The following is a 21138-nucleotide window of genomic DNA, read 5'->3' as shown; positions in this document are numbered from 1 at the left end:
ATGCAGCCTTAGCCGAATATTTTCTCGCTTGTAAAATTTTCCATACTATCGGTTCGTAAGAGATAGTAGGACATAAACAGTAAGAACCTTGCGGAAATTCATACTTACCTTCACCCTTTTCCTGAATGCCTCCCTCCTTTTTAGCCAGAGTTACCCCAAAGTGGTGGCCGAAGACGGGGATGGCATTTACCTGCTACTCCGCCGCCACGGACTGGAGCCCTCTGAGCACCTCCAAAACTTTGTGGAGCTAAACCAGAAGAACCTCGGGCGGGACAACAGCCTGTACGCAGGCAAAACTTACCTGCTGCCAACAGCCTCTGCAGGCGGCGCAACTACGGCCGCCCCAGCAGAAAAAGTAGCCCCTGCTCCCGCCCCCGCTGTACTGGTAGAACCCCTGTTCGGGAAAAACTACGAGCGCGTAGAGGTCATAGACCGCCAGTTGCAGGGTTCTGTTTACTACCTGGTTGCCGGCCATAGCGGCCCGGACCCGGGTGCGATCGGAAAGTACGGCCCCTACCATTTAAGTGAGGATGAGTACGCCTATGATGTTACCATTCGCCTGGCCCGCCGCCTGATGGAGCATGGCGCTACCGTTTACATGGTTATCCAGGACCCGGACGACGGGATTCGGGATGAGAACATCCTGGAGATGGATACGGATGAGGTGGGCTACTTTGGCGACCCGGTGCCCCATGGCCAGACACAGCGCCTCAGGAGCCGCGTGGCAGACATAAACCGGCTGTACCAACGGCACAAAGGCCAACACCAGCGCATGCTCTCTATTCATATAGACAGCCGCAGCAAGGGCCAGAACATTGACGTGTTCTTCTATCATCACGAGAACAGCGCGCCGGGGCTCGCCCTGGCCCAACGCATCCACGAGGTGTTTACCACCAAGTATAACCGTTACCAGCCCAACCGCGATTACTTCGGCACCGTTACGCCGCGCAGTAGCCTGTATGTTGTGAAATATAGCCACCCGCCTACCGTGTTTGTGGAGTTGGGCAACATCAAGAACGATAAGGACCAGCGCCGCTTCGTTATCCCGAACAACAGGCAGGCCCTGGCCAACTGGCTCTGCGACGGCATCATAGCCGACTACAAAGCCAGCAACTAAGCTATTGAAAAGTCATCTAAGTATATAAGTATAGAGGAGCCCTGCTACAGGGCTCCTTTTTCATTGGCCTCGGATTTACGGCCAGTAAGAATCGGTAGTTGCACAAAACATAGTCAGCAATAGGGGTTAAATTGCACTCTTTAGCCAGGCAGAACATAACAAGGTTAATCCCGTTTAAAAAGATGTAGAGGAAGGTAGCTGTAGGCCAGTAGAACATTATATTTCTATATCGCTATCTAAACACACTTTTTATTTACCAACTAAAGAAGACGAGCTTATGAAAAAGTTAAATTGGCTATTCCTAATGGTCCTGAGTTTTGCATTTGTTGCCTGTGATGATGACGATGAGGACGTGGACCTGGATGTAACTGCTCCAACAATCACGATCAGCTCCCCTTCTGAGAACACCATGTTTGCACCGGGCAATGTGGTGGCCCTTAGAGCAAACGTCACTGATGACCAGGGACTGGAGAATATTAGGGTGTGGGTAACGAACCCAACTGGCAATACCAGCGAAATAGAGGATGACGACATCACCGACTTTCTGAACGACAACCGCCAGAAAGACCTGGAGTTGGATATAACACTGCCTGCCGATGCCCCTGAGGGCGACTATATGATTACTGTAGAGGCCACCGACGAGCAGGGTAATGAGGCGGAGGAATCTGTCACCATCAATGTAATGCCCTAACTGCACGTACCACCTCACATACTTATTTACTTTCTACAAAAGGCCCTGCTTGATGCAGGGCCTTTTGCTTGTCAGGGTCTCGCCACCAGGCAAGAAGGCGCCAGCCCATACGCCCTCTTGGTAGCCGACGCTGTGCCAGGGCAGGCCTTCTTCTGGCTTGCCTCAGGAGCCGACAGGCATGGTTCTGAGAGCTCACTTAATGTACAAAATCGATATGGCAGGCCTAGAACATGCGCCACCGGAATCAGCCTGTCCACATGCCTATCCAAGCGCTTAACCATATAGTACAACTAACACCCCATGTCCGCGTTAAAATAACTGCCAACTTTATCTAATACAGGTGCAAACCTACCTGTGCCCATTACTAACATCAAGTCTATGAAAAAAACAATACTACTCTCTGCATTTTTAACGTTGATCGGGCTTTCCGCCTCCGCACAGATTGAGGAGGAAATTCGGGAGCGGGCACCGCAAACCACCGCTCCCGTAGCTTCTGAGGCTGTACGGGACGGGAATTGGCTTATAGGCGCTACGATCGGCAACATCGGTTTCAATTTCAAGTCTGATTTCTTTACCTTGAACGTTAACCCCCGTGCAGGCTACTTCATCAGCGATAATGCAGCCATCGGTACCGAGATTCAACTGGGGCTGGATATTTACGACGGCGGCGAGACGTTCCGTTATGGCCTGACGCCTTTTGTGCGTTACTACTTCCCAGAGGGTGCCGCCCCCACGCACCGCTGGTTTGGCGAAGCCGTGGTCGGCATAGCCGGAAGCTCCGAAGAAGATAGCGAAGGCGACTCCGTATTCTCCAGCGTGCTTGGCCTACGGGCAGGCTATGCCCATTTTGTGGCCCAGAACGTGGCCTTGGAGGGCATCCTTGGCTACACCCGCACCAGCGCTGACATTTCGGTTGGCAGCGGCGAGTCCGGGCTTAACCTGGCCATTGGCCTGCAGGTATACTTGCCTGGTAGGTAAAGGGCATGAAAGTATAGAAGTATAAAAAAGGAAGAGCCACTAATGTATAGTGGCTCTTCCTTTTTTATACTTAGCGTCTTACTTTAAAACCTCCTTGGCAACTGTACCATCGCCATCAATATTATGGCTATACTCCAGGCCCAGTAACCGAGCCACGATAGCGTATACCTGCACATTGCTGAACGCAGCTGTTTTTACACCCTCTTTAAATCCCGGCCCCCAAGCATAAAATGTGGCGTGCATCTCTTTTACGGCAGTAGGATCGTAGCCGTGTGCGCCCGGTGCAGGTTTGCGGCTGGAGAAATGGAATACTTTTGGAGCATCGGTCAGCAGCAGGATATCGCCCACGCGGTTATACTTGTCCGCCTTCTTACCATAGTGCAGGTGCTTCGGAATATTGCTTTTGGTATAAACTTTATAAGCTCCACCAGCTTCCTTCTTCAGTTTTCTATACGTTGGCTTGATGTCCTTTTTATTTTTGGCGTGCAATTCCACCACCATACCTCCGCCTGACACCAAGAACTTTGCCGTGTCGACTGCGGCCGGAAGCGGCAAGGTATTCTCCTGGTCTATCTGAATCATGCCATGGTCGGAAACAAAGATATAGTTTACCGGCAGGCCCGTGACAGCCACTGCCTCTGTCAGCTGCTTCAGGCGTGCATCCAGCTCCTTTACCGACTGCTCCGTCTCCGGTGCATCCGGCCCGTACCGATGAGCGGCGTGGTCTACCTCCGGCAGGTAAAACGTGATCAGGTGCGGGCGCTCCGCCTCCGGCAGCCTTAGCCAGTCCACCACGGTCTGCACCCGGGCTTCGAACGGAATATCCTCATTATACTTGTACCAGTAGGTGGGGCGCGTGTTCTGCACCGGCGCCTCGGAGCCTACCCAGTAAAAGCTGGCCGACAGCAGCTGGTTCCGTTCTGCCAGCACCCATAGTGGCACACCGCCGTACCAGCTGCCATCCTCCACCTGCTTCCTGTCGCGCATAGAGTAATGCTCCTTTCGCTGCGGGTCGTAAAAGTAGTTGTTGATGAGGCCGTGCGTGGCCGGGTACATGCCTGTAACCAAGGTGTAATGGTTGGGGAACGTCTTGCTTGGGAATGAGGGCAGCATCGACTCGGCCTGCACCCCTAGCTCCCTGAAATTTTTCAGGTTCGCCGCGTCATACTTATCGGCGTAATCATAACGGAAGCCGTCGGCGGAGATCATGATCACGTAGGGCTTCTGCATTTGCGCTACGCTGTTCCGGCGGTTCGGCTCTACCTGTTGGGCAGTGTCTACCTGCGCCCAAGCTGGGGCTGCTAACAGCAGGGCAAGTATAAAAATCTTCAAGCGTTTCATGGGGCAAAGTTAAGCTGATGCAGGTAAACAAAGTATAAACGCAAGTTAAATTTAAAGCCCTATTACTGAGAGCTCCGAAGTGTATTTCAGCGATAACAGTTATCTCTAATGAGCAGGTTTCTCTGAACCATGGCAGATTGATCAGGTTTAAGGTTCCCTATACTTCCTTTGCCACCTCCTTGGAGCAAGCGTATGTTTGTGCCTTAACTTGCCACTGCTTCTTGCAGCTTGAACCTTGTTTACATTTATACTTTAGCCATACTTATACTTGTTGATTTATACTTTCAGAGCCGCTGCTTCCTGCATCTTGAACCAAGCTATCCTTGCTAACTCCTGTTCATCCTCAGCCTTACTACCAGCTCGTTTCACTTCTGGCTTTGGAGCTCTCAAGCCCGAGAGGGCTCGTCCTGGGGGTAGGGACCCTCGATAAGGGCATCGCGCTGGGAGCTTTTCCTGCCCTCGTGCCTCGGGCTGCCTCACTTCGTTCAGCACCGGAAAAACTCGCATAGGCGCTCAACCCAAGGACTGGGTATCAGTTCGATAGCCGCTGCTGACGGAGCGGGAACCAAGTCCCCCTTTGAAGGGGGCAGGAGGATGTTATCGACTGCGGAGAACTCCCCTCCTCAGAGGGGCTGGGGTGGGTTGATATGTGTAGGCACAGGTATCGACCTGCTCGCGCAATGCCAGCAGCTATGAAACTCATACTTTGGCATCAGCAAGTACAGTTCCCTCTCCTGTTTTGGGGTAGGGGCTCTCGAGAAAAGGAGAGGTGATGAGTAGAAGGCGTGGTTGGCCGCGGCACTGCAAAGCTCCTGCCCGGTCCTCAGGGCTTGCTTCTCGCCTACTCCTTTACAAACAATCGCTTGTCGAATTCGAAAAGTTGGGTATCCAGCACCTTTACCTGGTTAAAGTCCGGGTGGCGCGGATTGACGAGGAAGTTATAATTACCCTGCACCGTGGCGGAGGGCACTTTCAAGACCAGATGTTCCAGTTCCTGCACAAAGGCGTCGCCGATCTCCTGGGTGCTGTTGGCATGCGGAAAGGATTTCCAATCTTCGGGCAAGTCTGCCTCCGAAAGCTCCTTTATACTTGCGGAATCCGGTAGCTCGATGCGGACGAGGTGATAATCTTTAGGCACGATGCCAAGTGGCATGTGCACGGCAATCTCCACCGTACACAGCGCAATAGACTCGCTGGTGTAAAGTATGGCGGTGCCTTTGCTGTTCCAGCGGCCGCCGGCAATCTCCGCCCCGCGCCCTGAAAGGTCTTTGCGGTACAAACCCCTGCTGAGGCGGTACACGATCATGCCAGCACGCCGTGTTCTATGCGCGTCAATTCATCGCGCAGCAAACCAATACCGAAGGTGCTGTCGAGCAGTTCCTTGGGCTTCAGGCCACCGAGCGCCACGTTCTTGGCCTCCAGCCAGGCATCAAAGTTAGCCTTGTCGCCGAACACCTCCGTGCCCTTGTTGTACACCAGCGTTATCTCCAGAATCTTCTCGGAGTGCAGCGGATCGAAGGTGCGCTTTTCTTTCTTGTAGCGCTGAAACGTGCGCTCCGACAGGTGCAGGAAATTAGACCACTCGCTCACGCTAAAGGGAATCTTATCGGCGATGTTCTGGAACAGGGCATATTTTATGCCCTCACGCACCGTGCTGATGAGCATGAATACGTCTTTATCGTCTATCAGGCTGTAGCTCAGTCTGCTATCTATACTTAAGGCTTGTCCCATGGTGGCAACGGTTTATACATTCAAATATACGAAACTTGTCTAAATAAAAACGTCAATTGTCGCAAATTAATTCCGACAGCCTCCCTCCTTTTCCTAAAATCCAGACGTTGTACTAAAAATTACGTAGGGGCGTTAGTAAACCAAACCAGCAAAAGTATAAAATGCGACAATGGATAGCAGCGGCAGGACTGATTATGATGGGGTTGAGTGGTTGTAACATGCAAAATGCCCTTACTGAAAACCAGCAGCCCCAGCAGCGGCCAAGGCTTACGATGCAGGAGGTAATTCCGCCCATGGCACCCGCCACGCCGGAGGCTGTGGAGCAGCAAAACAGGTTCCTGAAGGAGAATACTAATCGGTTTAAGAGCCGCCAGATGGCCGGCAAGTACTATGTGCTGCAGGCAAAGCGCACGTTTAACGAGGAGAAGCTTGACTCGGCGATCGTCTTCTTTAACCGCGCCTGGCTGATGGACCGCAACAACAACGAGGTTTACTGGGGGTACGGGTTGGTGTATGGGCAGCAGCAGGAGTACGACAAGGCCCTCTACATACTTTACCGCGCCCTGGACAAGGACAAGGAAAACCCGCGCCTGCTCACCGACATCGCCACGACTCACCTGGCACGCTTTTACCAACAAAGCTCGCCGGATGACCTGCAGCAAAGCAAAAAGCTACTGGAGCGCGCCGTGCAGCTGCACCCCGATGATGCCGCCGACACGTTCTACAAACTGGCTGTGAACAGCTACTACCTCTATGAGTTCGCCCAGGCCTGGGACTACCTGCACCAGAGCATCCGCCAGGATAAGAGTAAAGAGGACAGGCAATTGATTTCGGCCTTGCTGCAGCATGAGCGCGACCCGGAGGGAATTTATACGGCGCAGCGGAAGCGGTAATTTGCAAGTATAGCGCAGCTGTGTTACTTTTATACGATGGCATTACAGCGCCCTCACAACAGACCTGCTGCCACAACTGCGGCAGTGCAACCCGGACGTATACACAGCTACAACTACCTTATGAAAAGATTTTTTCTAGCCGCCGTGGCACTTATTTGCGCCACCACCCTCAGCCTTGCCCAGGAGCAGGCTGTCGAGCTTAGCCCGAAAGTGCTGCCGATGTTCGGCGAAAAGCAGAAAACAGAAGCCGAGCAAAAGCAGGATGAGAAGTTCCTGACCAGCTGCGACAAGAACTTTACCGACCGCCGCGAGGCCAGCAAATTCTTTATGGAGCGCGGCTGGGAGTACCTAAACGAGGGGCAGGTAGACACGGCTATGTACCGCTTTAACCTGGCCTGGCTCCTGAACCCGGATAACAAGGACACCTACTGGGCCTTTGGCCTGGTAACCTCCGCCCGCGGCAACCAATCGCATGCCATCAGCATGTATGAGAAAGCGCTGGCGCTGGATGCCAAGAACTCGCTCCTGCTATCGGATGCGGCCGCAGCTTACCTGGCCGTTTACAATGAGAAAAAGAAGAAGAAAAACCTGAAGAAGGCCGCCGCCTATCTGGCTACTGCCACTGCCGCAGATCCCAACAACGCTTATGCGCTCTATAACCTCTCGAAGGTGAAGTACCAGGAGAGAAAGTATAACGAAGCCTGGAGTTACCTGCACAAGAGCCGCACCCTGGACATGTCGCAGATTGATTATACCTACATTCTGGAACTGACAGAGAAGATGCCCGACCCGCAGGGCTTCTTCAACGCAACTGCCCCTGGCAGCGCAGCGAACTAAAAGATAAGTCCCCAGCTCAACGGCCGGGGATTTTTATTTTAGCCAAGGTATAAAATCCGCAAGAATCGGGTTGAAAGTATAAGGCTGATTTAGGTAATTGCCCCTATGAATCATTACGAAACAGTAGCCAGGGCACTGGCCTACATCCGGCTGAAGGCAACGCAACAACCCACTTTAGAGGAGGTGGCGGCGCAGGTGCACCTGAGCCCGCAGCACTTCCAGCGAATTTTTACCGAGTGGGCCGGTGTAAGTCCCAAAAAGTTTCTGCAGTACCTCTCGCTGCAGCACGCCAAAAAAGTGCTTACCCAAAGCGCTTACATCCTGGAGGCAACGTATGACACCGGCCTCTCGGGCAGCAGCCGCCTCCACGACTTGTTTGTCAGCATAGAAGGCATGACACCGGGACAATACAAGAACAAAGGCGAGCAGCTGCAGCTAACCTATAGCTTCGCTTCCTGCCGGTTCGGCCCTTACCTGGTCGCCTCCACGGAAAAAGGTATCTGCCACCTCCACTTTTACCAAAACGCCGAGCAGGCGCTGCAGGAGCTACGGCAGGCCTGGCCCAAGGCGGAGCTGCTGCAGCAGGAAGCAAGTATACACCGGCAAGTGCAGGCTTTTTTCCAGGACACGCTCACACCGGATGCAGGCCGCATCCGGCTGCACCTGAGCGGCACGCCTTTCCAGCTGAAAGTATGGGAGGCGCTGCTGCGCATTCCGGAAGGGCATCTCTGCTCCTACGCCAGCCTGGCCCAATGTATAGGGCAGCCGAGCGCTAGCCGCGCCGTGGGCTCGGCCATTGGCAGCAATCCCATTGCTTTCCTCATCCCCTGCCACCGGGTCATTAAAAGTGTGGGCGGCATTGGCGAGTACCGCTGGGGCAGCGAGCGCAAAATGGCCATAATCGGATGGGAGGCGGCAGCCAGACCTCAGCCGCAGTACGGTAATCTGTCTTTTGATTTTGCCGAGTAAGCGCACTAAAAGGTTTTTTACTATATTTGCTTACACCCTATTACAAATTTTTAGCTAAAGTAAATGAGAAAACATCTATTCAAAGCCTCTATCCTACTGCTGGCTGGTAGCATGTCGCTTTCGTCGTGCGTGGTTTCCAAGAAGAAATACGATGACCTGATGGCCCGCAAAAACTCCCTGGAGGTAGATAAGGCCGGACTGCAGCAGGAGAAGTCAACCCTGGAGCAGCAGAAAGCTGACCTGGAAGCAGCAAAAGCCAATCTGGAGGAAGAGCGCGCGAAACTGGAGCAGCAGAAACGCGAATACGAGGAAAGCCTGGCCAAAGCCCTGAAAGAAGGAAAAACCCTGGGCGAGAGCCTGAACATGAGCAAATCGCAGATCGACCGCCTGAACGCCGACCTGAAAGCCCGTGAGGCGAGGCTGGCGGAACTGCAGCGCATCCTGGATGAGAAAGATGCTGCCGTAACCAACCTCCGCAACCGCGTGAGCAAGGCCCTGCTTGGCTTCAACGACAAAGACCTGACCATTGACGTGCGCAACGGCAAAGTATACGTATCGCTGGCAGAGCAGCTGCTGTTCAACTCCGGCTCCACCAAGGTAGACCCCAAAGGTGTGGACGCCCTGCGCAAGCTGGCTTCTGTGCTGAAGGAGCAGCAGGACGTAAACGTGCTGGTAGAAGGCCACACGGATGATGTGCCTATTGCCAGGGGCACCGTGGGCATGCAGGACAACTGGGACCTAAGTGTGCTCCGCGCCACGGAGATCACCCGCATCCTGGCCAACGCCGGCGTAGATCCTACCCGCGTAACACCATCAGGCCGCTCGAAGTACGTTCCGCTGGACGAGGCCAAGACAAAGGAGGCCCGCCAGAAGAACCGCCGCACCGAGATCATCCTGACACCGAAACTCGACGAGCTGTTCAAGATCCTGGAGACGACCTAGGAAGTGCAGCGTGTGTAAGTATAAAGTAAAGCAGCCAGCTCCCGAAATGGGGCTGGCTGTTTTGCTTTCATCAATATTTTATACTTTAACGGAGACGGGGCGATGAGCACGCAAGAATCTTTGGATAAGGATAGTTCGCAGGGATTTAGTACCTCTACTTTCACGGCTTTCTCCCGTAATACCTATGTCGCTGCAGCGACAGTTACCTTTATACGTACCAACACTCAACACCTTTTCAACCTTTTAGCCGATGCACGGAATAAAGAACGACCTCATGCACGGGTCCATCTTCCTCTTTCTGAAGCGTTACCTGGAAAGCAGGCACGATTACAGCACCTGGATCAGAATACTGGAAGAAGAAGGCATAGACCGGGTGGCAGCGCCTTATCAGATGCACGGGACCTACCCCGTCTCGGAGCTCTATACTATCATGGCGAAAGGTGCACTGCTGGAAGGGATTCCCTACCCGGAATTTCAGCAAGACTTTGGCGAATTCCTGGTGCCTGACCTGTTGCTGGTCTTTAAAAAATTCGTGAATCCCTCCTGGAAAACCTACGACATGCTGCAGTACATCGGCTCCCACATGCATGGCAGCATAAAGCTGGAGAATGCCGACACCAACCCACCTCCGTTGTATGTCACCAAAGTGGGCAAAAACACGCTCATTATCGATTACCACTCCAAGCGCAGGATGGCCGGATTTGCTATTGGTATAGTGAAAGGACTCGCGAGATATTTCCAGGAAGCGGACCGGGTGAACGTGATGCCTGCCACAGAATTACTTGCCGAGAGGGTGCAGATCAGAGTGGAATTCGACCAGGTAATCCCTGCTTAAGAGAACGCTACACTTCCAGCGTCGCGCCTTCCCCCTCCACCACAACCAAGGGCGAAGGTTTCGGCAGCACCCGCTGCAGAACCGGCTGAAGGATGAAGTATAAGGCTACCCCCACCGGAACAGAAAGTAGAGCCCAGGCAGCAATGCCCGCCAGGTTCGCCATCCAGAGTTTACCGATCGCATCCAGCCAGTCGGCCTGGAACATGGCCTGCATCTCGCTCAGCGTAAGCCGTAGTTCGCCCAGCCCGAAAAAAGAAATACCCAGCCGGATAAACGGAATAGCCAGTAACAGCTGTAAAGGCTGCACCAGATAGCTCACGAGCACCGTGGCCGCAATGTTCAGCCGAAAACGGGCTGCCACGGCAGTAGCCAGTATCGTTGCCACGCCAATGGCGGGCACTACGCCAATGACACAGCCCGCCGACACTGTAGCCGCCAGGCTGCGCGGCGTCATGCCCTGTCGCAGCAGGTTAGAGACCGGCTGCACCAGCCTTCGTCTCAGAAAATCGGATATGACACTGTTCGTGGCCACGGGGGGTAGTTTTAAAAAGTATAGGTGCTGCTGCAGACGGGAAAAGCAGGTGGTTTGGTATAGCCGGGAGAGGCTAACGCAGGCAGATCTTCTGCAGCTGCTTTTTATACGCTTGCGGGCATAAAAGTAACCTGTCCGGCAGCTATTTGTTTTATGTATTTCTCCCTGCAAAATAACATCCAGGCAATACCAACCGCCCCCCTCTACTTAATATTAAGAATATTTCATGGACAGGTTAAACCAAGCTGTGATACCTCTGTCTAAACACGAAGACTTACTATCACATTCATATCATTCATGAAAAGGGTTTTAACTACTTTACTGATGTTTGTAGCCGTGCTGCAGGCATTCGCACAAACCACCTCCGTGTCGGGCACGGTGCAGAGTTCCGGCGATAAGTCGGCGCTCCCGGGAGCCAACGTGGTGCTGACGCGCACCGCCGACGCCACCAAGACCGTCACGGCTACTGACGGCGAGGGCCGCTTCCGGTTTGAGCGCGTGGCGCAGGGCCAATACACGCTGGAAATCAACTACATTGGCTTTGAAAAGTTTACCCGAACTTTCCAGGTAGCAGGTACACCCGTAAACCTGGGCCAGTTGCTGCTGCGCGACGGGGCCACCGGCCTGCAGGAAGTACAGGTGATTGGACGCGCGCCGCTTGGCGAGCAGAAAGGCGATACTTCCCAGTTTAACGCCAAGGCCTTTAAAACCGCCCCGGATGCCAGCGCCGAGGACCTGGTCACCAAAATGCCGGGCGTAACCGTGCAGGACGGCAAGATACAGGCGCAGGGCGAGGATGTGCAGCAGGTGATGATAGACGGCAAGCGCTACACCGGCGAAGACGTAAACTCTGCCGTACGCAACCTCTCTGCCGACATGATCGAGAGCGTGCAGGTGTTTGACGGCCAGAGCGACCGCGCCGCCTTCAGTGGCTTCGACGATGGCAACCGCATCAAAACGCTCAACTTCGTTACTAAAAAGGACAAGCGCCATGGCTACGTGGGCAAGGCCTCGGCTGGGTATGGCACCGACGAGCGCTATATGGTGGGTGCTACCGTCAACTACTTCAATGGCGACCGCCGCATCACGGCCACGGGCCTTACCAATAACATCAACATGTTCGATTTCTCGATCGGTGAAACACCGGGTGGCGGCATGCGTGGCCGCAGAGGCTGGGGCGGCGGCTCTCCGAATGGTATCATCAACACAGACAACTTCGGGCTGAACTACAACGACAAGTGGGGCAAGAAGATCGAGGTAGGCGGCAACTACAACTACACAAACCGTGATGTAATCAACAACCAGTACCGCTTCCGTGACTTTGTGAACAGCGACACCACCTATACTGAAAACAGCCAGAACCAGGATATCTCTGACAGCCACCGCTTCAATTTCAGGTTGCAGTACAACATCAACGAGAACAACAGGCTGTTGGTGAGGCCGAATATCTCTATTCAGCGAAACCAGTCGTTTACGGGCCGTAACGCCAGCACCATTGCTAACGGCGAGGAGCTGACAAACTCCATTAACTCCGACAACGCGGACAACACCAGCCTGAACATCGGCAACAACATACTCTACTCCCACCGCTTCGGCGACTCCGGGAGAATCCTGACCGTGGACATCGACACCAGGTATACGGACACGGACGGTGATACATACCAATTGGAGAATACCTCCAACTTTATGGATCCGGAGCGCGACGTGACGCGTAACCAGTACATCAACCTGAGCAGAAGCAACTTTTCCTGGTCGGGTAACCTGGATTACTCCCAGCGCCTGGGTGAGAACTCACGCCTGCAGCTGGAGTACAACATCAGCAACCGCAACAACGACTCCGACCGCAGAACCTATGACTATGTAGAGAATGATGGGGCCTACAACAACTTTAACACCCCGCTGAGCAATACTTTCCAGAGCGATTATGTAGCACAGCGATTTGGGCCGAGCTACCAGTACAGAACAGAAAAAACCACTTTCCAGCTGAATGCCCGCTACCAGTATGCCACCCTGCGCGGCGAGAGCCAGTTCCCGGAGCAGTACCGCCTGAAGAGAGACTTCACTAACGTACTGCCTTCTGCCGAGTATGAATACAAGTTCTCGAAGTCCACGAACCTGAGGATCAATTACAGCACCTCGACAAACGAACCGTCCGTGGAGCAGCTGCAGAACGTGCTGGACATCTCGAACCCCCTGCAGCCACGCATCGGTAACCCGAACCTGGACCAGGAGTACCAGAACAGGCTGTTCATGCGCTTCCGTAACTTCAACGCCGAGACCAACAAGGTGTTCTTTATGGGCATATTCGGTACGATGACACAGAAATACATCGCCAACAGTATTTACACCCGTGATGTGCCGTTTGAGCTGCCAGAGAATTACACGTACCGCCCGGGCGCACGTTTTTCACGCCCCGAGAACCTGGATGGCTACTGGAGCGTTCGGTCGTTCTTTAACTACGGCCAGCCGGTCAACTTCATCAGCTCTAACCTGAACCTGAACGGCTCGGTGGGATACTCCAGAACCCCGGGTATGATCGATGAGGAGATCAACTATGCTAACAACACCAACTTCAGGGCAGGCCTGAGCCTGAGCAGCAACATCAGCGAGAACGTGGACTTTAACCTCTCCACCACCGGTAGCTACAACCTGGTAGAGAACACGCTGCGCACCAACCAGAACAACAACTTCTACAACCACAGCACGAACCTGCGCCTGAACACCATCATCTGGAAAGGCATTGTGTACCGCACAGAGCTCAACCACCAATATAACACCGGACTATCCGCAGGCGTGGACGACAGCTACCTGCTCTGGAACATGAGCCTAGGAAAGAAGGTGTTTAGGAACCAGCAGGGCGAGATCAGTCTGAGCGTGAACGATTTGCTGAAGCAGAACGTGAGCATTCAGCGTAATATCGCCGCCGACTACGTGGAAGATGTGCAGTCGTCGGTACTGCAGCGCTACTTCATGCTGACCTTTACCTATAACCTGCGCAAGTTCATCAGCGGCGAGGCCACAGAGATGAACCAGGAGCGCCGGGGTAACTGGGGCGGCAGACCATAATGAGCATGCCATTGTTTGATTAAGGTGAGAGCCCGGGCCAGTGGTCCGGGCTTTTTTGTTGCCGTAAGCTACAAGTGTGGCAGGAAATAAGTAAAATTGTAGAGTGCCTGCACCTTATTCAGTATAAGCTTCCACATATACTTGCCGATGCCGCTAACAGAAACCTTCTTCCGCTTCGATTGGTATGCCGCCATACTGTTGGTGGGGGTGGTGCAGGGCTTTTTCCTGGGTTTGTTGTTCCTGGCCCGCAGGCCGCACCGGCAGCCCTACCACCACCTGCTGCTGGCTGCCCTTGTGTTCACGTTCGCCGTTTTGGTGTTGGAAGTCTTCCTCTGCTACAGCGGCCTGATGTTCCGGGTGCTGCCCCTGGTGGACTTCTCCGAGCCGGCCAACTTTGCTGTGGGCCCGCTGACTTACCTACTTTTCCGAAGCCTGAACGGCAACAGCTGGGCACGCAGGCAATGGCTCCACTTCATTCCATTTGGAGTATACTTTCTTTACCACACCCTGTTTTACATACAGCCCGAGGAAATAAAGTATAACGCCTACCTGGGGGCCTATTTTCCGGAGATGGAGCAATTGTCGGTTACCATAAAACTCTACTGGGACCCGCTGCACTTAACTAAGTACGTAAACGAGCTCACGATACTGCACATCCTGCTCTACATAGGCCTCTGCTTTTGGCTCCTGAAAACCCGAAAAGCCTCCGACTCCCCTAATCCATACTTCTACACCTGGGCCAGGTTCCTGCTGCTTTTTTTCATTGCCTCCCTTTTAGTGATCCTCATAACCAAACTGAACTACGAGCACGATTTGGGTGACCATATCCTGGCCACCTTCCTGGTGCTGCAGCTTTTTTTTGCCAGCTATAAGATCATTACCGACTCCGCCTTCTTTCAGCCGGTGGTGCAGGTAAAGTATGAGAAATCAGCCCTGAGCGAGGAGGCCAAGCAAGACCTGCTGCAGAAGCTAAAGGTGGCAGAAGACGCTAAGTTCTATACCCAACCCTCGGCCTCCCTGCCCGCGCTGGCCAGGCAACTGCACACCTCGCCGCACTACCTTTCGCAGAGCCTGAACGAGCGGCTGGGCAAGAGCTTTTTCGAGTACCTGGCCGGGCTGCGGATTCAAGAGGCCAAAGCCATACTTGCCGACCCGGCGCAGCAGCACCTCAAGGTGGAGGAAGTGGCTGAGCAGGTGGGCTACCTGTCGAAGTCAGCCTTTAGCGCCGCCTTTAAAAAACAGACCGGGCAGACACCGGGCGAGTACCGTAAAAAGGCCATTTTGGGCTAGTTTTAGTACTTCCCGATAAAGTAGCACCTCGCACTTACCGGCACATGCTTCCTTTCCATACTTCCATCAGTAGGTTTGCATCAAAACGAATCGCTATGGAAAAAGAAATTAAAATCAGACGTTATGAGTTCGACTGGCTGCGGGTGCTGGCCTTTTCGCTGCTCATCTTTTACCACACCGGCATGTTCTTCGTGAGCTGGGAGTGGCATATCAAGAACGCGGCAATCAGCGAAACGCTGGAGCGGCCCATGCTCTTTATGAGCCAGTGGCGCATGTCGCTCATCTTCCTGATATCGGGCGTGGGCGTATACTTTGCGATGGGCTACCGCAGCGCCGGCACCTTCGCCAAGGACCGGCTGAAGCGGATCTTGGTACCGCTGCTGGTGGGCATGCTGCTGGTGGTGCCGCCCCAGGTATACTTTGAGCGCGTGGTGCAAGGGTCCGCCACCGACTACCTCAGCTTCTACCCCACCATATTTGCGTTTGAGCCTTACCCGGAGGGTAATTTCAGCTGGCATCACCTCTGGTACCTGGCCTATATCTTCTGTTATAGCCTGTTGCTGTTGCCGCTGCTTGTGTACATCCGCAAGGCAAATATAAAACAGGAACATATAAAAGGCTGGGTGCTGCTGGCAGTGCCGGCACTATGGCTAAGTATAGGCGGTGTACTTTTAAACGAGCGCTTCCCGGCCACCAACGCCCTTATCGACGACTGGGCGAACCACTTCCTCTACATTTCTGTCTTTTTAATCGGTTTTCTGTTGATGAAAATGCCAGAGTTGCAGGAAAGGATCAGAAGCATACGCTGGTATAGTATAATAGCCGCACTGACCACGGTGACGATCCTTTATACGTTCTACTGGTTCCAGGATACCAACCTGGCAGGCGCAGATCTGGCAGTTTACCACGTGCTGAAGCAAAGTAACCGCTGGTTTTGGCTCATGGTTATACTTGGTTTTGCCCTGCAGCACCTCCATTTCAAAAGCAAGCACCTGGCAAGGGCAAACGAAATGGTCTACCCCTTTTACATCCTGCACCAGACCCTAATCGTTGCCCTCGGCTTTTACATGCGCGATCTTAACTGGAGCATCGGCACCAAGTTCACCTTCATCAGCCTGGCCACGTTTATACTTTGTTTTATACTGGTGCGCTACCTGATCATGCCCTTTAACTGGCTACGGGTTCCTTTTGGGTTGAAGCCGCGGCATAAGGCAGGCAACACGGCACCTACGGCTGCCCTTGCGCATAAGCAGGTAGCAGTCGCGGGCAACAAAGTATAACTTACCGCCACTTTACTTTTGGCATCCGAAAGGCTTTTTGCCGTGCTGGGATGCTGTAGAGCACCAGCCCGCCCATCACCAGCAGCATGCCAATATTGGCCAAAGGGCCCGGCCAAACGATGCCCAACAGTATAATTTCACCCAGCAGTGTTGCAATAATCTCGATAGATTGGGTGGCCTCCACGGCGGCAAGCGCGGCGGAATTGTGGCGTACCATGTTCATGGCCACGAAAAACAGGATGCCGCCGATGACACCCGAGCTCAGGGCAATGACAAGGGTGCCCAGGATTTGGGCGCTACCAGGCAAGCCAGCCTCACTATAGCCATACAGCATAAGGTAAAGCTGCACCGGCAAGCTACCGATGGCCATACCCGCTACGCGCTGCATGGCATTCAGGCCCTGTGTTTTCTCCGCGGTGTGCAACAGCACCTTGCGGTTGGCAAGCGGCCACAGGGAAGCCCCGATCAGTACCAACACCACGCAAAGCCATAGGTCCTGCTGGGTGTAGTTGCCGTTGCGCTGGCTCCACTGCATCAGGGCAATGCCAACCAGTATAAGAATCGAGAGCAGCAATGCCCGCACGGGGATGCGGCCGCGTTCGTCCTTGTAGATCAGCGGAGAGAGCAGGATACCGGCTACAATGGTGAACTGGAACACCCCGGCCACCAGCCACCCCGGGCCGAAGAAGGCTGCGGAGGTAAGAAAGATATACACGATCCCGAAGGCCAGACTGCCCCAGCCAAACCATACGCCCGGGTGTTGGCGCAGCGCCTGCAGCAAAGGGCGTAGCCGACGCTGAAAGATTAGCAGCGGCAGCAACAGCAACACCAGAAAGGTGGTCCGAAGCCCTACCGTCCAAGCCCAGTGGCCACCGCCGGCCGATATAAAGCTGTTTACCGTGTAGGTAGCGCTGAAAAAAACACAGGCCAGCGAGCCGATCGCAATGGCTTTTAAATTGTTGTTCGGGTTCATAGCCGTCATTTCCTGAATCTGCAAATGTACGGCCCGGCCCGGGTCAGGTCATGGCATTATCAGCCTCGTCTATGGTACTTTTGGAACCACTGAGCTCCCGCCGCAGCTGCATGGGTGTGGCCCCGGTCAGCCTCCGGAAGAAACGCACAAAGTAGGAGGCATCCTCAAAGCCCAGCCTGTAGGCAATCTCCTTCACGGACAGGGTGCTGAAGTATAGCAGCCGCTTGCTTTCAATCAGGAGCCTGTTGTGTAGCATATCGGCCACCGTAATACCCAGGCATCCCCTGCAGATATTGTTGAGGTGCTTCGATGTAATCCCCAGCACTTCAGCGTAATAAGAAACAGGCAGGTGCTCCTGAAAATGCTGCTCTACCAGTGTACTCAGCTGGAAGATCCGTTCGCTGTACCTGGCCGGTGTGAGGCGCGCGATCTGCTGGTGCGACTCCCGTAGCAGATAGCGGAGCAAGGTGTAGAGCAGGCGCGATAGGATGGTATAATCCGGAACAGGCTCCTCCAGCTCCTGCTCCATGAGTTGCACGAGCTGCTCAAACGTACGTTGCAGCTGAGGAGGAATATCGAGGTAGGGATGATGGTAGGCCGCCCCGAAAAGCACCAGCACATCGTGGGCGGAAAGGCCGGTGGCCTGGAGCAAACTCTCCTGGAAAGCCACGATCCTGCCAAGCTCCTGCCTGGCCTCCCGCTGGTGCGCCTGGCCTGGCCCCAGGAAAAAGACGCGCCCCGCCAGCATCTCGTACCGCCTGAAATCAATCTGGTTATCGCCGCCCTTCGTCTCTTGCACATAGATGAGCTGATAGGCATTGTGCCGGTGCGGGATGGCCGAAAGCTCACTGGCAAAGTCCTGCAGGGGCAGCACGGCCAGCTGTTGCGTCTGCAGCAGCTCTTGTATGGGAAGCGGCTCTGGGTTCGGCTTTTTCATAGCAGTAAAAATCGGTGCTAATGTAAGTATAAATGCTGCTTGTTATACTTTCCCAGCCTCAGATTTAACCACTGTCAGCCTTACAGCCTTCCCTCCTCCTCGCCGGTGCCGGTTCTGCGGTTGCGGGCTGCTTTTACTTTGTTGTTGCCAAACTTATAGTTGAACGTGAGGTTCAGGCGGCGGCTCTCCCACTGGTTTTGCCAGTACATGTCTACGTTGTTGTACGCCAAAGTAGCCCTTGAGCGGCTGGAGTTAAACACATCGCGTAGCTTCAGGCTCAGGCTGGCTTTGCCGTTCAGCAACGTCTTCTGGGCGCCCAGGTCAATCTGGTAGTTAGCTTTTGTGTGGAACAAACCCTGCACCGACGGCGACATATAATAGCCGGAAAGCTGCAGTTTATAGTCCTTGGGCAGGTTAAAGGTTTCGTCAGCACTGGCCGACCAGCTGAAGCGGGAGCTGTTATAAGCTGTTCCCTGCAGTGGGGAGGAAATTGTATTATAAGACCCTTCGAGTTGTAAGGTACTTGTCCACCATTCTTTTACGGGAATCGAGCCGCCGCTGCTGGCGCTCAGGTAGGTGGCTTTGCTCAAGTTTTCGGGTCTGCTGATACTCATCTTGGTCTCATCGTTCTGCCTGATGACATCCGTCACGAAGTTATTAGACTCGATATAGCTCAGGCTCAGCAACTGTAAGCTCTTGTAATTGTAATTGAACTGCAAAGAGTTAGCATAAGAGGCCTCCAGAAAAGGATTACCCTGTAGGGCCGTGTAGGGATCAGAATAAAAGGTAAAAGGGTTTAAGCTGCGGTACGAAGGGCGGCTGATGCGGCGGCTGTAGGAAACCGAAAACTGGTTGTTGTCGCTGGCGCTGTAGCTCAGGAACAAGCTCGGAAAAAACTTCAGGTAATCCAGGTCCACCGCATCGACTGTGTTGGCGGAGTGGCCGTCGGCAATAGTATGTTCTGCCCTAAGTCCGGCTTTCATACTCAGTTTGTCACTGAACTTGCGGCTCAGGCTCAGGTAGGCCGCATGAATGGTTTCGGCGTAGGCAAAACTGTTGGTGCGGCTGGCGTCGTTTACCCAACCCTGCTCCTGCTGCTGCTCAAACTTTATATCGCTGTCGTTGCTAACCCTGCTGGTTTTTAAACCGGCCTCTGCTTTGTAGCCCTCCCCGAACGGGTGCGTGTAGTCCACTTTGAGTGATTTTATACTTGCCGCTGCCTTACTAAAGCTGCGGAGCTGCGATGGAGCCTGGGTCGCCTCACCGGATGTGTCAAAAAAGTTGTTCGTAAAGTGCTCATCTGCATCGGTGCTGTAGGTTACATAATCGGCGTCAAACGATAAGCTGCGGCCGGTGCTGTCAATGTCGAATTTATAGTTCAGGTTCAGGCTATAGTTGTCGGTGCCGGAGTCTTTGGGGTTGTGCATGCTCATACTTCCGAAGGCCTTGCCGCCAGCATCAAAGTTGGTGGAGTTGCTGGTGGTAAGCGTGTTTTCCGGCGAAGCGTAGCCCTTGGCCATAATACCTACCGTATGCTTTTTGCTGATGAAGTAGTCGGCACCGGCCGTGAGGTTATAGCTGTTGGTGATCGGGTGCCAGTAGTTTACCTGATTGTAGAGGCTATCGTTGATGTGACGCTTTAAGATCAGGCGGTTAAAGGAGTTGTAGTGACCGGTATTCAGACGGGAGTAAAGGCTTACTTTCTCGGTGTTGTAGTTCAGGTTCAGGCTTCCCCATAATTTCTCATACTTACCGTAGCCCGCCCCAAAGTTCACGGTGCCGTTCAAGCCCAAAGTCTCATCTCTTTTCAGGCGGATGTTGATAATACCGGCTGTGCCTGCCGCATCAAAGGCAGCAGGCGGATTAGCGATCAGTTCTACCTTGCTCACCGCCGAGGCAGGCAGCGACTTGAGGTAGCTCTGCAGCTCGGCCCCCGACATGTAGGTCATTTTGCCGTTGATCATCACGTTCACGCTGCCGCTTCCCCTGTAGATGATGTTGTCGTCCTTATCCAGCCGTACGCCTGGGGCATACTTTAATACTTCCAGCGCATTTTCGCCTGCCGTGTTCAGCTGCTCCACGTTCATGACTACGCGGTCTGCCTCCTGTTCCAGCAGCGGCTTCTGCCCTTTTACCACTACCTCCTGCAGCGCATTGGTTTTCTCCTGCAACGCTATACCGGGCACCTGCACCTGTTGCTGCTCTACCTCAAAGGCTATACTTGTGGCGGGGGCAAAACCAACCATCAGGGCTTTTACAGCATACTTTCCAGACTTCACCTGCCCAAAAGTATAAGCACCTGCGGCATCCGTCATCTCAGAGGCCACTACAGCCGAATCAGGCAACTGCAGCAGCACCACCGACACATAATCCAGCGGCTTTTGCGTGGCAGCGTTAGTTATAGCTCCTTTCACTGTTGCAGATGATTGTGCCCCGGCTGTTACCGCCACAAAGCCCAGCACCAGCGCCAGTGCTATGCCCCTAAGCGTCATCTTCCCTTTTTCTTTGGTCGCGGTAATGGTGGTAGCTGTTTCTTTCATGGCTCAGGAATCTTTTCGTTGATGTTGAGCCAAAGATGCAGCATGGCCTATACTTCGTAAAGTATATTATCCGAAGCACCCGAAACATTATCCGAAGCCGGAAAAGCCTGTACCAGCCGGTTTAAAATCAGAAAAAAGGTGATTTGTATACTAAACCACCGGATTGGGATAATAAAAGTGCAGCTG

At 53.7% G+C, this 21138-nt stretch carries 18 protein-coding genes; 11 read left to right on the top strand and 7 right to left on the bottom strand.

Going from position 1 to position 21138, the window contains the following annotated elements; genetic code table 11:
• Positions 1–88 precede the first annotated feature (88 nt).
• From OH144_RS06715 to OH144_RS06705, 3 genes are all read left to right on the top strand, one after another.
• Positions 89–1117: an N-acetylmuramoyl-L-alanine amidase family protein gene (locus OH144_RS06715; protein ID WP_266205532.1), complete on the top strand. Its 1029-nt coding sequence runs from the start codon at positions 89–91 to the stop codon at positions 1115–1117.
• A 277-nt stretch (positions 1118–1394) separates the two neighbouring features.
• On the top strand, positions 1395–1808 hold the full coding sequence (locus OH144_RS06710) for a DUF4625 domain-containing protein (RefSeq protein WP_266205531.1): 414 nt from the start codon (positions 1395–1397) through the stop codon (positions 1806–1808).
• A gap of 378 nt (positions 1809–2186) precedes the next feature.
• The gene (locus OH144_RS06705; protein WP_266205530.1) at positions 2187–2786 is read left to right on the top strand and encodes a hypothetical protein; all 600 of its coding nucleotides are present in this window, start codon (positions 2187–2189) and stop codon (positions 2784–2786) included.
• A 78-nt stretch (positions 2787–2864) separates the two neighbouring features.
• Here the strand turns inward: OH144_RS06705 and OH144_RS06700 are convergent, their stop codons facing one another.
• From OH144_RS06700 to parS, 3 genes are all read right to left on the bottom strand, one after another.
• Positions 2865–4127 carry an alkaline phosphatase family protein gene (locus tag OH144_RS06700; protein ID WP_266205529.1) on the bottom strand — a complete coding sequence of 421 codons (1263 nt, stop codon included), beginning with the start codon at positions 4125–4127 and terminating at the stop codon, positions 2865–2867.
• Between the two features lie 841 nt (positions 4128–4968).
• Positions 4969–5433, bottom strand: coding sequence for an RES family NAD+ phosphorylase (locus tag OH144_RS06695; RefSeq protein WP_266205528.1), 465 nt, complete (start codon positions 5431–5433; stop codon positions 4969–4971).
• Positions 5430–5858 (bottom strand): type II RES/Xre toxin-antitoxin system antitoxin, encoded by a 429-nt coding sequence (gene parS / locus OH144_RS06690; RefSeq protein ID WP_266205527.1) that lies wholly within the window; start codon positions 5856–5858, stop codon positions 5430–5432. The genes OH144_RS06695 and parS overlap by 4 nt, the downstream gene beginning before the upstream one ends.
• Before the next feature lie 161 nt (positions 5859–6019).
• On the opposite strand from parS, the gene OH144_RS06685 reads away from it, so the two are divergent.
• The 5 genes from OH144_RS06685 (at position 6020) to OH144_RS06665 (ending at position 10334) form a co-directional block, all read left to right on the top strand.
• Positions 6020–6751, top strand: coding sequence for a tetratricopeptide repeat protein (locus OH144_RS06685; protein ID WP_266205526.1), 732 nt, complete (start codon positions 6020–6022; stop codon positions 6749–6751).
• Between the two features lie 120 nt (positions 6752–6871).
• The gene (locus OH144_RS06680; protein WP_266205525.1) at positions 6872–7588 is read left to right on the top strand and encodes a tetratricopeptide repeat protein; all 717 of its coding nucleotides are present in this window, start codon (positions 6872–6874) and stop codon (positions 7586–7588) included.
• A gap of 105 nt (positions 7589–7693) precedes the next feature.
• Entirely contained in the window at positions 7694–8557 is an 864-nt protein-coding gene (locus OH144_RS06675; RefSeq protein ID WP_266205524.1) for a bifunctional transcriptional activator/DNA repair enzyme AdaA, read from the top strand.
• A gap of 63 nt (positions 8558–8620) precedes the next feature.
• A complete protein-coding gene (locus OH144_RS06670) occupies positions 8621–9499 on the top strand; it encodes an OmpA/MotB family protein (protein ID WP_266205523.1) in 879 nt (292 codons plus the stop codon).
• Positions 9500–9749: 250 nt separating this feature from the next.
• A complete protein-coding gene (locus OH144_RS06665) occupies positions 9750–10334 on the top strand; it encodes a heme NO-binding domain-containing protein (protein WP_266205522.1) in 585 nt (194 codons plus the stop codon).
• Positions 10335–10341: 7 nt separating this feature from the next.
• Here OH144_RS06665 and OH144_RS06660 read toward each other — a convergent pair whose 3' ends face one another.
• On the bottom strand, positions 10342–10866 hold the full coding sequence (locus OH144_RS06660; protein ID WP_266205521.1) for a DUF2062 domain-containing protein: 525 nt from the start codon (positions 10864–10866) through the stop codon (positions 10342–10344).
• A gap of 297 nt (positions 10867–11163) precedes the next feature.
• On the opposite strand from OH144_RS06660, the gene OH144_RS06655 reads away from it, so the two are divergent.
• The 3 genes from OH144_RS06655 to OH144_RS06645 all read left to right on the top strand — a co-directional run bounded on the left by OH144_RS06655 (position 11164) and on the right by OH144_RS06645 (position 16502).
• Entirely contained in the window at positions 11164–13932 is a 2769-nt protein-coding gene (locus OH144_RS06655) for a TonB-dependent receptor (protein ID WP_266205520.1), read from the top strand.
• A gap of 147 nt (positions 13933–14079) precedes the next feature.
• Entirely contained in the window at positions 14080–15222 is a 1143-nt protein-coding gene (locus tag OH144_RS06650) for a helix-turn-helix transcriptional regulator (protein ID WP_266205519.1), read from the top strand.
• A gap of 95 nt (positions 15223–15317) precedes the next feature.
• A complete protein-coding gene (locus OH144_RS06645) occupies positions 15318–16502 on the top strand; it encodes an acyltransferase family protein (protein WP_266205518.1) in 1185 nt (394 codons plus the stop codon).
• A 1-nt stretch (position 16503) separates the two neighbouring features.
• On the opposite strand, the gene OH144_RS06640 is transcribed toward OH144_RS06645, so the two are convergent.
• The 3 genes from OH144_RS06640 to OH144_RS06630 all read right to left on the bottom strand — a co-directional run bounded on the left by OH144_RS06640 (position 16504) and on the right by OH144_RS06630 (position 20952).
• Positions 16504–17475 carry a DMT family transporter gene (locus OH144_RS06640; RefSeq protein ID WP_266205517.1) on the bottom strand — a complete coding sequence of 324 codons (972 nt, stop codon included), beginning with the start codon at positions 17473–17475 and terminating at the stop codon, positions 16504–16506.
• A gap of 43 nt (positions 17476–17518) precedes the next feature.
• Positions 17519–18412, bottom strand: a complete 894-nt coding sequence (locus tag OH144_RS06635; RefSeq protein WP_266205516.1) for a helix-turn-helix transcriptional regulator — start codon at positions 18410–18412, stop codon at positions 17519–17521.
• Positions 18413–18492: 80 nt separating this feature from the next.
• A complete protein-coding gene (locus OH144_RS06630; protein WP_266205515.1) occupies positions 18493–20952 on the bottom strand; it encodes an outer membrane beta-barrel family protein in 2460 nt (819 codons plus the stop codon).
• Between the last annotated feature and the right edge of the window lie 186 nt (positions 20953–21138).

Source organism: Pontibacter kalidii, assembly GCF_026278245.1.
In the GTDB taxonomy this organism is placed as follows: Bacteria; Bacteroidota; Bacteroidia; order Cytophagales; family Hymenobacteraceae; genus Pontibacter; species Pontibacter kalidii.
The sequence above is the reverse complement of the archived record's forward strand: the minus strand, read 5'-3'. Positions and strand labels throughout refer to the sequence as shown.